Raw genomic sequence first — 14,653 nt, forward strand, 5'->3', positions numbered from 1 at the left:
GATTACGAATGCTCCCTGCCGTGATCTGCATGAACGGCGTGATGCGAGAGCAGGAGCACGACAATGAAGAGCACGGGGATACAGGTAAAGATGATAGCGAAGCCGCTGTGCTCCGCGATGAAGCCGATCAGCGACGGTGCGAAGAGCATGCCGGAATAGCCCATCGTGGTCGCGACCGCGAGCCCGATGCCCGGCTGCAGCCCCGGCATGTTGCCGGCGGCCGAGAAGGCGATCGGCACCATGTTGGAGATGCCGATCCCGGCCAGCGCAAAACCGAGGATCGCAACGACCGCGTTGGGCGCAAGCCCGGCGAAGACCATGCCGACGAGCGCGGTGACCGTGCAGAGGCGCAAGGTCCGCTTCGCGCCGAGGAGATCGCGCACGTGGTCGCCGGCAAAGCGCATGGTTGCCATGGTCGCCGAGAAGGCGGCAAAGCCGAAGCCCGAGAGCTCGACCGAGGCGCCGAGTTCGTTCCTGAGATAAAGCGCGCCCCAGTCGAGCACCGCACCTTCCGGCACCATCGAGAACAGGGCCATGATGCCGATCAGCCAAGGCAGGGGCGTGAGCGGCAGGCGCAGTTTCTCCTTGTTCGCCGCCGAATGAGGCCGGTCGGCAAGGATCATCGGCCAGGCGACGGCAAGAAACACAAGGCTAAGCACCGTGACCACAAGCACGTGCGGCAGGACGCCGACGCGCGCCATCAGGAAGCCGCCGATGCCAGCGCCGATCAACCCGCCGAGACTCCAATAGGCGTGGCAGGAGGACATGATCGCGCGGCGCATCGACTTTTCGACCTCGACCGCGTTGGCATTCATCGCCACGTCCATGGCGCCGACGAACCCGCCGAGCAGGAACATGCCGATCGCCGCTGTCCAGACATTCGGGGCCAGCGTCAGGACGAGGAGCAGCGGCGACAGAATGATTGCCGTGACCTTGACGACCTTCTGCGAGCCGGCGCGGGCGATGAACCCACCGGCAATCGGCATCAGCACCAGCGAGCCGATGCCGAATACCAGGATCAGCAGGCCGAGCACGCTCTCGCCGATCCCGAGCCGGTCCTTGAATTCCGGAATCTTCGGCGCCCAGCTGCCTGTGACGAAGCCGTTCATCAGGAACAGCAGCGATACCGCAAGCCGGTTCTTCGACATGTAACCCTGCCGAACGAGGCCTTCGGAGGCAGTTTGCGTGCGCTGATCCATGGATAACCTTCCCGCAGCCGGAACCGTCCGGCTCAAATGGTGATTTCGATGAGATTGCCGTCGGGATCACGGATCACGGCTTCGTAGAAGCCGTCACCCGTCCATCGGGCCCTGGAGACGAGCACTCCCTTGCGGTCGGCCCGATCCGCCATGTCGTCCACGGCCTCGCCACTGCCTAGCGAAAGGGCGAGATGCGCGTAGCCGGCGCGTTCCACTATCGCCTCGTCATGGGGAGCAAGCCACGGCCCTTCCATTACCTCGATCGAAGGCCCGCTCTCAAGCGTCAGAAAACGCGAGCGGAAACCGGGGCGACGTCGGCTTTCATAGATTTCGCCAGCGTCGGCGCCGAAGAATTCGGCCCAGAAGGCGGCGATCCGGTCAATGTCCTTCGTCCAGAGAGCGAAATGCGCGACGTTCATCGAGCCGGCTCCTGTGCCAGAACGACGTCAGCGCCGCGCGCGCCGAGGGCGACGATCGCGGCTTCGGGCGCGTCGGCCTCCAGAACCAGCGCCGTCACCGCCTCGATGCCGATGACCGCGTGTGGCGCAGCGGTTCCGAGCTTGTCGCTCGTTATCGCGGCGAGAACCGAGCGGCTCCGCGAGGCGATGAGACGCTTGAACGCCGCATCCTCGAAATGGAATGCTGTCAGTCCCGCTTCCGCGTCGGCACCGCAAGCACCGAGAACGCAGAGGTCGGGCCGGAGAAGCTCGGCGTCGCGCTGCGCGCGGGCGCCGACGGCTGCCCCCACCGCGCGATAGAGCGGGCCGCCGATAAGGATGAGCTCCACACCCGCCTTCTCCATCAGGGCGGCCGCAATGAGCGGCGTGTTGGTGACGACTGTTACCGGGAGGTCCGGCTCGAGCGCCTCTGCGATCGCCAGATTGGCCGAACCCGCGTCGAGGAACACCGTCATGCCCGGCCGGATGAATCCGACGGCGGCCCGGGCAAGCGCCGCCTTGCGCTCCGGCGCGAGAGTGGCGCGCTGGCTGAGCGAGCCGGCCATCGGCGCGAGCGGCAAGGCTCCGCCATAGACGCGCTCGCACAGGCCAGCCGCGGCCATCTCGCGCAGGTCACGACGGATCGTGTCTTCCGAGACTCCGAATTCGCGCGCGAGGTCGGCGGCCAGCACACGGCCGTCAGCTTTCAGCCGCTCCTGGATCAGGGATTTTCTTTCGCGCAGCAGCAGGTCCGTCGCCATATTTCAAATCGTGCATAAACGTGCATTAATCGGTTGAACCGTGAATAGCAGCCTTTCGCGGAGAATTCAATTGCTCCCGCGCGTGGAACTTCGACTGACCCAACACATTGACCAACGGAGTGTTTTCGCTGAGATTTCGCGCCAGTTTGGGGAAAAATCTTCATCGAAAGCCGGATGAATTGGTGTTTTATGCGCTCAGATGCGTCTGCTTTTATGCGAATCTCACCGCAATCCGGACGACGGGCCGGAGAACAAAAAGATGGAAAACAAGACAATGAAGTTCCTTCCGACGCTTTTCGCTGCCGCCCTTCTGCAAATCGCCGCCTTCGCTCCCGCCCATGCGGAATCGAACCTCGATCAGATCAAGTCTGCCGGTGTTCTGAAGATCGGCACAGAGGGCACCTATGCCCCCTTCACCTATCACGATGCCGGCGGCGCGCTGGTCGGCTTCGACGTCGAAATCGGCCAGGAGGTCGCGAAGCGCCTTGGCGTCAAGGCTGAATTCCTCGAAGGCAAGTGGGACGGGCTGATCGCCGGCCTCGACGCCAACCGCTACGACACGGTCATCAACCAGGTCGGCATCACCGAAGAGCGCAAGAAGAAGTATGATTTCTCCGAGCCCTATATCGCCTCCAAGGCCGTGCTGATCGTCAAGGGCGACAACGAGGAGATCAAGGGCTTCGCCGATCTCAAGGGCAAGAAATCCGCCCAGTCGCTGACCAGCAACTTCGGCAAGCTCGCTCAGGCCTCGGGCGCCGAGCTCGTCGGCACCGACGGTTTCGACCAGTCGATCCAGCTCGTGCTGACCGGCCGCGCCGACGCGACGATCAACGACAGCCTGTCCTTTCTCGACTTCAAGAAGCAGAAGCCGGACGCGAACGTGAAGATCGCCGCCGAACAGGCCGACGCCGATTATTCCGGCATCATCATCCGCAAGAACGAGCCGGACCTTCTGGCCGCAATCAACAAGGCGCTCGCCGAAATCAAGGCCGACGGCACCTACGACAAGATCTCGCAGAAATATTTCGGCGCCGACGTCTCGAAGTAAGCTTGTGAAAGCGCGGGCCGATCGGGTTTTTCCATCGGCCTTTCTCGGTTATGAATCGCGATCCGTTCCGGCCCCCGGAGCGGATCGCGCTTTTTGAAAGGCTTCCCCTTGCCCCAATGGCTTCACCTGATGGCGGAATCGCTGCCGACCCTGCTCTGGGCCGGGCTGATCTTCACGGTCCCGCTGACCCTGCTTTCCTTCGTGCTCGGTCTTTTGCTGGGACTTGTCACCGCGCTCGTCCGTCTTTTCGCGCCGGCTCCCTTCGTCGCCGTGGCGCGATTCTATGTCTGGGTGATCCGCGGAACGCCGCTTCTCGTCCAGCTCTTCGTCATTTTCTATGGGCTGCCGAGCATGAACATATTGCTCGATGCATTCCCCGCCGCGTTGATCGGCTTCACGCTCAACATCGGCGCCTACACATCCGAAATCATCCGCGCCACGATCTCCTCCGTGCCGCGCGGCCAATGGGAAGCAGCCTATTCGATTGGGATGAGCTGGAGCCAAGTGATGCGCCGGACGATCCTGCCGCAGGCGACCCGGGTTGCAATCCCGCCCCTCTCGAACACCTTCATCTCGCTGGTGAAGGACACTTCGCTCGCCGCAGCCATTACCGTGCCCGAGCTCTTTCAGACGGCGCAGCGGATCGTCGCGACCACTTATGAACCCCTGATCCTTTATATCGAGGCGGCGCTGATCTACCTTGCCATGAGCTCCGTACTGTCGGCCCTGCAGGTCAGGCTCGAGCACCGCTTCGCCCGCTATGGCGGCTTCCTGGAGGCGCGCGCATGATCGAACTCACCGATATCGAAAAGCGCTTCGGCACCAATTTGGTGCTCAAGGGAATCAGCGTGACGATGGCCGAAGGCTCGGTAACGGCGCTGGTCGGCCCGTCCGGCGGCGGCAAAAGCACGCTGCTCAGATGCGTGAACCTGCTGGAGATCCCGACACACGGCGCGATCCGGCTTGGCGACGAACGGCTGGAGTTCGATCCTCACCGCACGGTCGGCTGGAGGGCGATCCAAAAGCTGCGCCGGCAAACTGGCATGGTGTTCCAGAATTTTCAGCTCTTTCCGCACCAGACCGCGCTCGGCAACGTGATGGAAGGCCTTGTGACCGTCCTCAGATGGCCGGCCGACCGCGCCCGCGCCCGTGCGCTCGAGCTCCTGGAGAAGGTCGGCATGGCGCACAAGGCGGATGCCTGGCCCTCGACGCTTTCCGGAGGCCAGCAGCAGCGCGTCGCGATCGCCCGTGCGCTCGCCCCCTCACCGCGTGTTCTCCTCTGCGACGAGCCGACCTCCGCGCTTGACCCGGAGCTCGCCGAGGAGGTGGTCGAGGTCCTGAGCCGTCTTGCCCGCGAGGGGACGACGATGATCATGGCGACTCACGACCTTCGCCTCGCCTCGCGCGTCGCCGATCACGTGATTTTCCTCGACGGCGGCGTCATCGTCGAAAGCGGTCCGCCGAGGAAGATCTTTTCGACGCCCGAGCGCGAGCGCACGAAGAAGTTCATCGCCTCGCTCAGCGCGCCGATGAGCTATGATATCTGACCGACGCGGCAAGCCTCAGCGCAATCGTGGGGACGATGGATAACGGGCTGGACTGTTTTGCCCTCTAACCACGATTGTCGGTGTTAGTTCGCGTGTTCGTCGCGAGTTCGGTCGCGGAGTTCTTTGCGAGCGAGTTCGATCACATCGTCGATGAACCGGCTTTTTGCTGCGGTATAGCTATCGCCGTCATAGGCAAACTTCTCGGCAAGATCCTGCTTCAGCAAGCCATAGGCGGCCGCCATTTCCTTATGGGCGAGCAAGTAGTCTCGAAAAACGAGGCGACGTTCGTGCGTCTCATTCGCCGGTGGACACAGGTAGACGCGTTGTTTCGGAACACTTCGCCGGTTCGTGAAGGCCCAAACATCATCGTCGTAACGATTGCCGCGAGGCTCATATCCGGCGGCGACCAAGACGGCGCCCGCTGAAGGGATATTCGATAGGCTTCGCAGGGTGACATCCACGTCGATAACAGGCTTGGCGGATAGACCCGGAATTGCGGTGCTGCCCACATGATCCACGGCGACAATGCCGGCTCCCAGCAAGCGCCTTATCGTTTCCGCGACCTCTAGGAAGCAATTCGGCCAGGCTTCATCATAAGGCACGATTTCAACAAATGTGGCCACGCGTCATTCGTCCTGTGGCGAACTTCTCGTTACAGCGATGTTTGCGCGCGCAACTTTTCCGAACGTCGCAAGGCGCGCCTATTACGTCTATCGAAATCCGGCAGACTCAGCAGGAAATAATTCTGCCACAGAAAGCCGCTCGCGACAGCCTATCGCGGGCGGCTCGTTTCGGCATTAGGTCGAGCGCCGGATTGCTCCGACCGTCCACACCTGAAGGTCCGGCAGCATTACGCCCCAAACACGACCAACAAATCCTTGGCGTCGATCTGGTCACCGGCTCTGACCAGCACTTCGGCGATCACACCGTCCTTTTCGGCGTGAAGCGCCGTCTCCATCTTCATCGCCTCGATCGAGAGCAACACGTCGCCGGCCTTGACCGGCTGGCCGGGGTGGACCGCAACAGTCGAGATGACGCCCGGCATCGGCGCGCCGAGATGGGCGGCATTGCCGGCCTCGGCCTTGCGGCGGATGGCCGCGGAAGCGCCGCGGTTGCGGTCCGGCACCTTGATCGAGCGCGGCTGGCCATTCAGTTCGAAGAACATCTTGACCATGCCCTTCTCGTCGATCTCGCCCTGGGCCTGGTTGAGGATGACCAGCGTCTTGCCCTTCTCGATGTCGGCGAAGAGCTCCTCGCCCGGCGCCATGCCGTAAAAATAGGCCGGGGTCGGCAGCACGCTGACTGGGCCGTAGGTCTCGGCGGCGAGCGCGTAGTCGGTGAAGACCTTCGGATACATCAGATACGAGGCGAATTCGAAGTCGGTGACCTCGCGACCGAGCTTCTCCTCGATGCTTTTTCGCTCCGCGCCGAGATCGGCAGGCGGCAGCAGCGAGCCCGGCACGGATGTGTAGGGCTCTTCGCCCTTCAGCGCCTTCTTCTGAAGCGCCTCCGGCCAACCGCCCGGGGGCTGGCCGAGATCGCCCTTGAGCATCGAGACGACCGATTCCGGGAAGGCAATGTCTTTCGCCGGATTCTCGACGTCGGCCACCGTCAGGTCCTGGGAGACCATCATCAGCGCCATGTCGCCGACCACCTTGGAGGACGGCGTCACCTTGACGATGTCGCCGAACATCTGGTTGGCGTCGGCATAGGCCTGCGCCACCTCGTGCCAGCGGGTCTCGAGCCCGAGCGAGCGGGCCTGCTCCTTCAAGTTGGTGAACTGCCCGCCCGGCATTTCGTGCAGATAGACTTCCGAAGCCGGCCCCTTGAGGTCGCTTTCGAAGGCCGCGTACTGGTGGCGCACCGCCTCCCAATAGAAGGAGATGCGGCGGATCCATTCCGGATTGAGGCCCGGGTCGCGCTCGGAGCCGGACAGTGCCTCTACGATCGAGCCGAGGCAAGGCTGCGAGGTGTTGCCGGAGAGCGCATCCATCGCCGCATCGATGATATCGACGCCGGATTCGACCGCGGCAAGCACGGTCGCGGCAGCAATGCCCGATGTGTCGTGCGTGTGGAAGTGGATCGGCAGATCGGTCGCTTCCTTCAACGCCTTGAACAGCACGCGGGCGGCTGCCGGCTTCAGAAGACCCGCCATGTCCTTGACGGCGATGATGTGGGCGCCGGCCTTCTCCAATTCGGCGGCAAGCGCCGTGTAGTATTTCAGGTCATACTTCGGCCGGGCGGAATTCAGGATGTCGCCGGTATAGCAGATCGCTGCCTCGCAGACCTTGTTCTCTGCGGCCACCGCGTCCATTGCGACGCGCATGTTCTCCACCCAGTTCAGGCAGTCGAAGACGCGGAAGACGTCAATGCCGCCCTTCGCGGCCTGGGCGACGAAGTATTTGACGACATTGTCGGGATAGTTCTTGTAGCCGACGCCGTTGGCGCCGCGCAGAAGCATCTGCAGGAGCAGGTTCGGCGCGCCCTCGCGCACCATTGCCAGCCGCTCCCACGGGTCCTCCGTGAGGAAGCGCATCGACACATCGAAAGTCGCGCCGCCCCAGCATTCGAGCGAGAAGAGGTTCGGCAGCGCCCGGGCATAGGTACCGGCGATGCGGGCGATATCATAGGTGCGCATGCGGGTGGCGAGCAGCGACTGGTGGCCGTCGCGCATCGTCGTATCGGTCAGGAGCACCTGAGGCTGCGCCTTCACCCATTCGGCGAACTTCTTCGGTCCGAGCTGGTCGAGCAGTTGCTTCGTGCCCGGCTTCGCCTCGCCATTGATGAACGGCACCACAGGGGCGGCGATGTCATCATTGGGCTTCGGCCGGCCCTTGGCCTCCGGATGGCCGTTGACCGTGACGTCGGCAAGATAGGTCAAGAGCTTGGTCGCGCGGTCCTGGCGCTTGACCTGCTGGAACAGTTCCGGCGTCGTGTCGATGAAGCGGGTGGTGTAGCTGTTGTCGTGGAAGCTCGGATGGCTGATGATCGCTTCCAGGAAGGTGAGGTTGGTCGCCACGCCGCGGATGCGGAATTCGCGGAGCGCCCGGATCATGCGGTGGATCGCCTCGTCCGGGTTCGGCGCCCAAGCCGTCACCTTTTCCAAGAGCGGATCGTAGTAGCGGGTGATCACCGCCCCGGAATAGGCCGTGCCGCCGTCGAGACGGATACCGAAGCCGGTGGCGCCGCGGTAGGCGGTGATGCGGCCGTAGTCCGGAATGAAGTTCTGCTCGGGATCTTCCGTCGTGATGCGGCACTGCAGCGCATGGCCGTTCAGCCGGATGTTTTCCTGCGAGGGCACGCCTGATTCCGGCGTGCCGATGGCATAGCCGTCGAGGATGTGGATCTGCGCCTTGACGATGTCGATGCCGGTGACGACCTCGGTCACCGTGTGCTCGACCTGGATGCGCGGATTGACCTCGATGAAGTAGAACTTGCCGGTATCGGCATCCATCAGATACTCGACCGTGCCGGCGCCGATATAGCTGGCCGCCTCGGCGATCCGCTTCGAATAGGCGGCAAGCTCCTCGCGCTGGGCTGCGGTGAGATACGGTGCCGGTGCGCGCTCGACGACCTTCTGGTTGCGCCGCTGGATCGAGCAGTCGCGCTCGAAGAGGTGAACGACATTGCCGTGGGTATCGCCAAGGATCTGGCTTTCGACATGGCGGGCGCGCTCGACCAGCTTTTCCAGATAGACCTCGTCCTTGCCGAAGGCGGCCTTCGCCTCGCGCTTGGCCTCGGTCACCTCGCGGATCAGGTCCTTGGGCTCACGGATCGCCCGCATGCCGCGGCCGCCGCCGCCCCAGGACGCCTTCAGCATCACCGGATAGCCGATCTCCGCGGCCAGCCGCTTGATCTCCTCGGGATCATCCGGCAGCGGCTCGGTCGCCGGCACGACCGGTACGCCGATCGAGATCGCCAGGTTGCGCGCCGCCACCTTGTTGCCGAGTTGGCGCATCGTCTCCGGCTTCGGGCCGATGAAGGTGATGCCGTTGGCGGCGCAGGCCTCCGCAAACTCCGGGCTTTCGGAGAGCAGGCCGTAACCCGGATGAATGGCGTCGGCGCCGGAAAGCTTGGCGACGCGAATCACCTCGTCGATCGACAGATAGCTCTCGATCGGCCCGAGATCGCGGGCAAGGTGCGGACCGCGCCCGACCTGATAGCTCTCGTCCGCCTTGAACCGGTGCAGCGCCAGTTTGTCCTCCTCAGCCCATATCGCGACCGTTTTAAGTCCCAGTTCGTTGGCCGCGCGGAACACGCGGATGGCAATTTCGGAACGGTTGGCAACAAGGATCTTAGAGATAGGCAAGTCGGACTCCTCAAGACTTGAAAACGCGGGAATGCTGCACCCGCGAAATAAAGTTTTAGCGAGTCACTTGAGGAAGTGCAATTTCAGATGCGACATGGCGCAGGATGAGAAAAGCGCGTGCGGTTTTCCTCCCGCATCCCGCTCTGAGCCTTTGGAAACGATCGAGCCGAACAGAATCCGTTCAGGAAATCAGCCCCAGACGGAAGGCGATGGCGACGACGTGGTGGCGGTTCTTCGCCTTCAGCTTTTCCTGAATGCCGTTCATGTACCAGTCGACCGTGTGGCTCGATATGTCGAGGACCTTGCCGATGTCGTTCGACGTCATGCCGTCGGCAAGATAGTTCAGCGCTTCCATTTCGCGCCGCGTCATCTGGACTTCGACGCGCGAGATAAGCTCGGCCATGATCTCCGGATCGGTGAGTTCCAATAGCTTCCAGAAGAGGCGTTTGGCGATGGCGTCGAAAAGGCTCAATTCGACGGGGCTGAGATCGACCACCCGACCGCCGACCGTGAGATTGCCCATCAGCCCGCGCCGGCCGTGCACCGGGAAAATATAGCCGTCGAAGAGGCCGTGATTGCGCGCCTCGACCATCATGCTTTCCATGCGCTTGCGGTGCGGGTCCGAGCGGAAGGCGGCGAGCGTGTCGCGCCAGCGGAAACCACGCTGGGCATGGCCGAGAAAACGGATCGTCGGATCGATGACGACGTATTTCTTGCGGATGTAGATTTGCGGCCACCCGTCCGGCCAACGGCCGGCAAGCAGCAACCTCAACGGGTTCTCGTTGGGTTTCGGTTGGCGGACGATGCCGTAAAAGTCGAAACCGCAACGATCGAGCAGCCGTTCGAACTCGGGCAGAATCTCCTCGCGCGTCTTCATCTCCTCCAGGAGCGCCAGAAACTGTACGAGCAACGTGATATTCATGGAACACCTTCAGGTCGAGAATGCGACGGGCGCAGCGCTTGAGAACCTCACATGAACGCGCCGTTCAGAAGCCATTCATGTTGCAACCGCGATAATTCTTCTTATCACGCCCGGTCTTGCACGAAACCTGCAAAATATCGGAGTGGAGGCATAAAGATAGCGGACTATGGATTATCCCGCCAATCCTCCCTTGGCAACGGATCTTCCCGCGGTCGGCAGAGTTTAGCCTCCACGTTTTCGGCAGGGATTTCACAAGGCCGCCCAACAGGGCTTTGACGGCCGGCACGGCGGAATTCTCCGCCGCCCCGGGGGATTGTCAGAGGCGCAATGCACTGCCGCATCGAAACATTGCTGCGGCGCAACATCCGATGCCCAGAAGGGGTGAGACAGTGTCTTTGTTCCAGGTGTATGCAAGAGCCCTTCAGTATCTTGCCGTTCACAAATTCCGCGTCGGGGCGATCGTCATCGCCAATATCGTTCTCGCCGTCATCACGATTGCCGAGCCGATCCTCTTTGGCCGCATCATCGATGCGATCTCGTCGCAGAAGGACGTCGCGCCGATGCTCTTCCTGTGGGCGGGCTTCGGCCTTTTCAACACGATCGCCTTCGTGCTGGTCTCCCGTGGGGCCGATCGGCTCGCGCATGGTCGTCGCGCAACGCTGCTGACTGAAGCCTTCGGCCGGATCGTCTCCATGCCGCTCTCCTGGCACAGCCAGCGCGGCACCTCCAACGCGCTGCACACGCTGCTGCGCGCCTGCGAAACCCTCTTCGGCCTCTGGCTCGAATGCATGCGGCAGCATCTGTCGACCGCCGTGGCGCTCATCCTGCTGGTGCCGACCGCCTTCGCCATGGACCTCCGCCTGTCGCTCGTCCTCGTCGTTCTCGGCGCGACCTATGTCGCCATCAGCAAGGTCGTGATGAACCGGACGAAGGACGGCCAGGCCTCGGTCGAGAACCATTATCATACAGTCTTCTCCCACGTCTCCGACGCGATCAGCAACGTTTCCGTGGTGCACAGCTACAACCGCATCGAGGCCGAAACGCGCGAGCTGAAGAAGTTCACCGATCGTCTCCTGTCGGCCCAGTACCCGGTGCTCGATTGGTGGGCACTGGCAAGCGCGCTTAACCGCATGGCCTCGACCATCTCGATGATGGCGGTCCTTGTCATCGGCACCATTCTCGTGCAGCGCGGCGAGCTCGGAGTCGGCGAAGTGGTGGCATTCATCGGCTTTGCCAACCTGCTGATCGCCCGTCTCGACCAGATGAAGGCCTTCGCCACCCAGATCTTCGAGGCCCGCGCCAAGCTCGAGGACTTCTACCAGCTCGAGGACTCGGTGCGCGAACGCGAGGAGCCGGCCGGTGCCAAGGAGCTGACGGGCGTCGTCGGCGAGGTCGAATTCCGCGACGTCTCCTTCGACTTCGGCAACTCCGGCCAGGGCGTGCGCAACGTCTCCTTCACCGCGAAGGCCGGACAGACGGTGGCCATCGTCGGCCCGACCGGCGCCGGCAAGACGACGCTCGTCAACCTCCTGCAGCGGGTGCATGATCCGAAGCACGGCCAGATCCTGATCGACGGCGTTGATGTCTCGACCGTCACCCGCAAGTCGCTACGCCGGTCGATCGCCACCGTCTTCCAGGATGCAGGTCTCATGAACCGCTCGATCGGCGACAATATCCGCCTCGGCCGTGAGGACGCCTCGCTCGACGAGGTCATGGCCGCGGCCGAAGCCGCCGCCGCGTGCGACTTCATCGAAGGCCGCCTCAACGGCTACGACACGCTGGTCGGCGAGCGCGGCAACCGCCTCTCCGGCGGCGAACGCCAGCGCGTCGCGATTGCCCGCGCGATCCTCAAGAACGCGCCGATCCTCGTGCTGGACGAGGCGACGAGCGCGCTCGACGTGGAGACCGAGGCACGCGTGAAGGACGCGATCGATGCGCTGCGCAAGGACCGCACGACCTTCATCATCGCCCACCGCCTGTCGACGGTGCGCGAGGCCGATCTGGTGATCTTCATGGACCAGGGTCGGATCGTCGAAATGGGCGGCTTCGCCGAACTCAGCCAAAGCAACGGCCGCTTCGCAGCGCTGCTGCGCGCCAGCGGGATCCTCACGGACGAGGATGTCCGCAAGAGCCTCACAGCGGCGTGATACTTACCGGCTTCCGCGAACAGTTGCCCCGGGTATTTCCGGGGCATTTTTTATTTGGAATAAGGAAGTTCAGGGGCGCGGGCCAGATAAAATGAGATGCCGTCACAAAGGACCGAAGCTTCGCCTACTGCGTGATTCTTCAAATCGGCATTGATTTGAGGATAAAATCATGCAGCGATTTGAGGTCCTGCAGCGCCTCCCGCGCGTCTTAAAGCGCCCGGCGCTGTAGGTTTTATCCTGAAATCATAACCGTGGTCTGACGGCCGAAGCGATGCTGCAGGAGGGGATATGAGGACGTTCAAACTGATGCCCGACTATCACTGCTTTCCGCTTTGGGAGAACGCCAGTGGGGCTGCAGCGAATGTTGATCCGGCCTCGCTTCCCGTCCCGGTGGACTTGATTCTTCGTCTGAACTCGTGGGCGGCGAAATTCGACGAAACGCTGAATCTTGATGATCCGATTAAGTCTGGCTTCAACTCTGAGCCACTTGAACAGGCGTTCCTCGATGAGGGACGGCATTTATGCATAGCTCTCCGAGCTCAACTTGGAGATGGGTATCTGGTCACCTATGAAGGTGGTGAGTCCGATTAAACCCGCCACGCTTTAACGCGCAGACCGGTCTGCACGATGGACGGAACACCAGCCCGTCCAATCGCCCCTCATCCGCCTGCCGGCACCTTCTCCCCGCAAGCGGGGCGAAGGGACAAGCCGCGCCGCCTTCGTCCCCTCTCCCTGCGAGCGGGGAGAGGGCTAGGGTGAGGGGCGATTCTTGCTCACGCAGCCCTGAGCGGCTTCGCGACCGCCACATCCTTCAGCCAGTCGAGGTAGTAGGCATAGACAAAGTGCAGGGCGATACCGGCGACGACGAAGAGCGAACCGATGATCGGGTCGCGGCCGGTGACGAAGAGAAGCACCTGACCCGCCATCGCAAGGATTGTCCCGAAGATGAAGACTGCCAGCGAATGGCGCCCGATCATCACCAGCGGATGGTTGCCCTCGAGTCTGGTCAACCGGCTGACGGCAGGGGTGATCGCCAGCAGATAGGCGAGCGCCAGCACATGCAGGAGCCGCGTGAGCGACAGGAACGTCTTGTCGAAGCCGGTGAGCACCGCCGGCAGTCCGAAAGAGAAGTCGATGTTCCACCAGGAGAACAGGACCCAGAAGGCGGAGACGAGCAGGTAGGCGGCCGAAACTCCGATCAGCAGCCAGTGTCGTGGCAGACGCCCCCCGGCCCGTACGTGGCTCATGCACAGAATGCCGATGACGAAGAGGAACTGCCAGGACCAGGGATTGAGGAACCAGTAGCCCTCATCCAGGAAGTTCGACGGCACCAGCTTGAACCAGCCGGCGGCGAGCCATAGCGCGGCCGATAGAGCAAGGAGCACCCAGCGCCCCACCGCCCTCAGCCACAGGACGCCCGGCAGCATCAGGAACAGCGCCGCGTAGAGGGAAAGGATATTGTTGTAGCCGAGCTGATGGCCAAGCAGGACCATTGCGACGATGCCCTGCTCCGTCTGCTCGACGAACGGCCGGATGTTGATTTCGCCGATCAGGTCCTGACGACCGAAATAAAGCGCGCCGCCCGCAAAAATCGCCAGCGTGACGACGCTCGTCATGATGTGCGCAACATAGAGCGTCAGCGCGCGCCGCCACATCTTCAAGGTCAGGCCCAGTCTTGCGCCCCTGACAAATTTTGCGCCATAGGCGGCGCCGACCGACAGGCCGGAAATCAGCACGAAGGCCTCGGCGGAGTCCGAAAAGCCGATATTCTTGTGGGTCAGATATTCGAGATATTGGCCTGGGACGTGGTTGATGAAAATCGTCAGCAGGCAGAGCGCGCGGAAGACGTCGAGGCGTGTGTCGCGCTCGGTAAAGGCCGGCACAGGACGAGGAACGCTGATCCTGGGCTGGTTGGAGCCGGGATCGTCGTGATCCGGGTCGGCAGCCTTGATCGCGTCCTTGCCAAATGTCGTTTGCAGCATGCGGTCTGGTATCCGGGATTTGGCGCCCCGCCCCACCCCTGTTGGAAACAGGATGTCGAAAACGCGCTTGGGCGACCCCCGAGACGCTTTCGGCACCGTCGATGAAGCGCGATCCCGACTGCTGCATGTGCCTCAGATCGGAGCCGATCCAAGAATGAAACATGCAGCAATCCAAAGCGCTACAGCGTCCTTTCCGCGTACGATTAGACGCGCGGCGTTGTAGTGGATCGCGGCTGGAACCGAGCGGCAAAAAGCCGGCCTTGCCCATCTGGTACAAAGCCGGCTTCCTCCCATGCTCAAT

At 62.5% G+C, this 14,653-nt stretch carries 12 protein-coding genes; 5 read left to right on the forward strand and 7 right to left on the reverse strand.

Translation table 11 applies throughout. From position 1 onward, the window contains the following. Positions 1-2: 2 nt before the first annotated feature. From FKV68_RS19850 to FKV68_RS19860, 3 genes are read right to left on the reverse strand one after another with little or no spacing between them, the layout of a single operon-like run. Positions 3-1,199: an MFS transporter gene (locus FKV68_RS19850; protein ID WP_180939467.1), complete on the reverse strand. Its 1,197-nt coding sequence runs from the start codon at positions 1,197-1,199 to the stop codon at positions 3-5. A 32-nt stretch (positions 1,200-1,231) separates the two neighbouring features. Then, positions 1,232-1,618 carry a VOC family protein gene (locus FKV68_RS19855; RefSeq protein WP_180939468.1) on the reverse strand — a complete coding sequence of 129 codons (387 nt, stop codon included), beginning with the start codon at positions 1,616-1,618 and terminating at the stop codon, positions 1,232-1,234. Further along, positions 1,615-2,397: a DeoR/GlpR family DNA-binding transcription regulator gene (locus FKV68_RS19860; protein ID WP_180939469.1), complete on the reverse strand. Its 783-nt coding sequence runs from the start codon at positions 2,395-2,397 to the stop codon at positions 1,615-1,617. The genes FKV68_RS19855 and FKV68_RS19860 overlap by 4 nt, the downstream gene beginning before the upstream one ends. Positions 2,398-2,671: 274 nt before the next feature. Between FKV68_RS19860 and FKV68_RS19865 the strand changes: the two genes are divergently transcribed. The 3 genes from FKV68_RS19865 to FKV68_RS19875 all read left to right on the forward strand — a co-directional run bounded on the left by FKV68_RS19865 (position 2,672) and on the right by FKV68_RS19875 (position 4,992). Beyond that, positions 2,672-3,445 (forward strand): amino acid ABC transporter substrate-binding protein, encoded by a 774-nt coding sequence (locus FKV68_RS19865; protein WP_180941582.1) that lies wholly within the window; start codon positions 2,672-2,674, stop codon positions 3,443-3,445. Positions 3,446-3,553: 108 nt separating this feature from the next. Then, positions 3,554-4,234 (forward strand): ABC transporter permease subunit, encoded by a 681-nt coding sequence (locus tag FKV68_RS19870; RefSeq protein ID WP_180939470.1) that lies wholly within the window; start codon positions 3,554-3,556, stop codon positions 4,232-4,234. Beyond that, positions 4,231-4,992, forward strand: coding sequence for an amino acid ABC transporter ATP-binding protein (locus tag FKV68_RS19875; RefSeq protein ID WP_180939471.1), 762 nt, complete (start codon positions 4,231-4,233; stop codon positions 4,990-4,992). The genes FKV68_RS19870 and FKV68_RS19875 overlap by 4 nt, the downstream gene beginning before the upstream one ends. Before the next feature lie 83 nt (positions 4,993-5,075). Here FKV68_RS19875 and FKV68_RS19880 read toward each other — a convergent pair whose 3' ends face one another. From FKV68_RS19880 to FKV68_RS19890, 3 genes are all read right to left on the reverse strand, one after another. Next, positions 5,076-5,615, reverse strand: coding sequence for a GrpB family protein (locus tag FKV68_RS19880; RefSeq protein WP_180939472.1), 540 nt, complete (start codon positions 5,613-5,615; stop codon positions 5,076-5,078). Positions 5,616-5,842: 227 nt separating this feature from the next. Beyond that, positions 5,843-9,301 carry a pyruvate carboxylase gene (gene pyc / locus FKV68_RS19885; protein WP_180939473.1) on the reverse strand — a complete coding sequence of 1,153 codons (3,459 nt, stop codon included), beginning with the start codon at positions 9,299-9,301 and terminating at the stop codon, positions 5,843-5,845. A 181-nt stretch (positions 9,302-9,482) separates the two neighbouring features. Beyond that, complete coding sequence (locus tag FKV68_RS19890; protein ID WP_180939474.1) at positions 9,483-10,223, reverse strand: helix-turn-helix transcriptional regulator; 741 nt, start codon at positions 10,221-10,223, stop codon at positions 9,483-9,485. A 389-nt stretch (positions 10,224-10,612) separates the two neighbouring features. Between FKV68_RS19890 and FKV68_RS19895 the strand changes: the two genes are divergently transcribed. Both FKV68_RS19895 and FKV68_RS19900 read left to right on the forward strand, forming a co-directional pair. Continuing rightward, positions 10,613-12,370, forward strand: coding sequence for a glucan ABC transporter ATP-binding protein/ permease (locus FKV68_RS19895; RefSeq protein ID WP_180939475.1), 1,758 nt, complete (start codon positions 10,613-10,615; stop codon positions 12,368-12,370). A gap of 288 nt (positions 12,371-12,658) precedes the next feature. After that, positions 12,659-12,961: a hypothetical protein gene (locus FKV68_RS19900; RefSeq protein WP_180939476.1), complete on the forward strand. Its 303-nt coding sequence runs from the start codon at positions 12,659-12,661 to the stop codon at positions 12,959-12,961. A 182-nt stretch (positions 12,962-13,143) separates the two neighbouring features. On the opposite strand, the gene FKV68_RS19905 is transcribed toward FKV68_RS19900, so the two are convergent. Further along, a complete protein-coding gene (locus FKV68_RS19905; protein ID WP_180939477.1) occupies positions 13,144-14,352 on the reverse strand; it encodes an OpgC family protein in 1,209 nt (402 codons plus the stop codon). Positions 14,353-14,653: the final 301 nt, after the last annotated feature.

Origin of the sequence: Sinorhizobium mexicanum (genome assembly GCF_013488225.1) — a bacterium.
In the GTDB taxonomy this organism is placed as follows: Bacteria; Pseudomonadota; Alphaproteobacteria; order Rhizobiales; family Rhizobiaceae; genus Sinorhizobium; species Sinorhizobium mexicanum.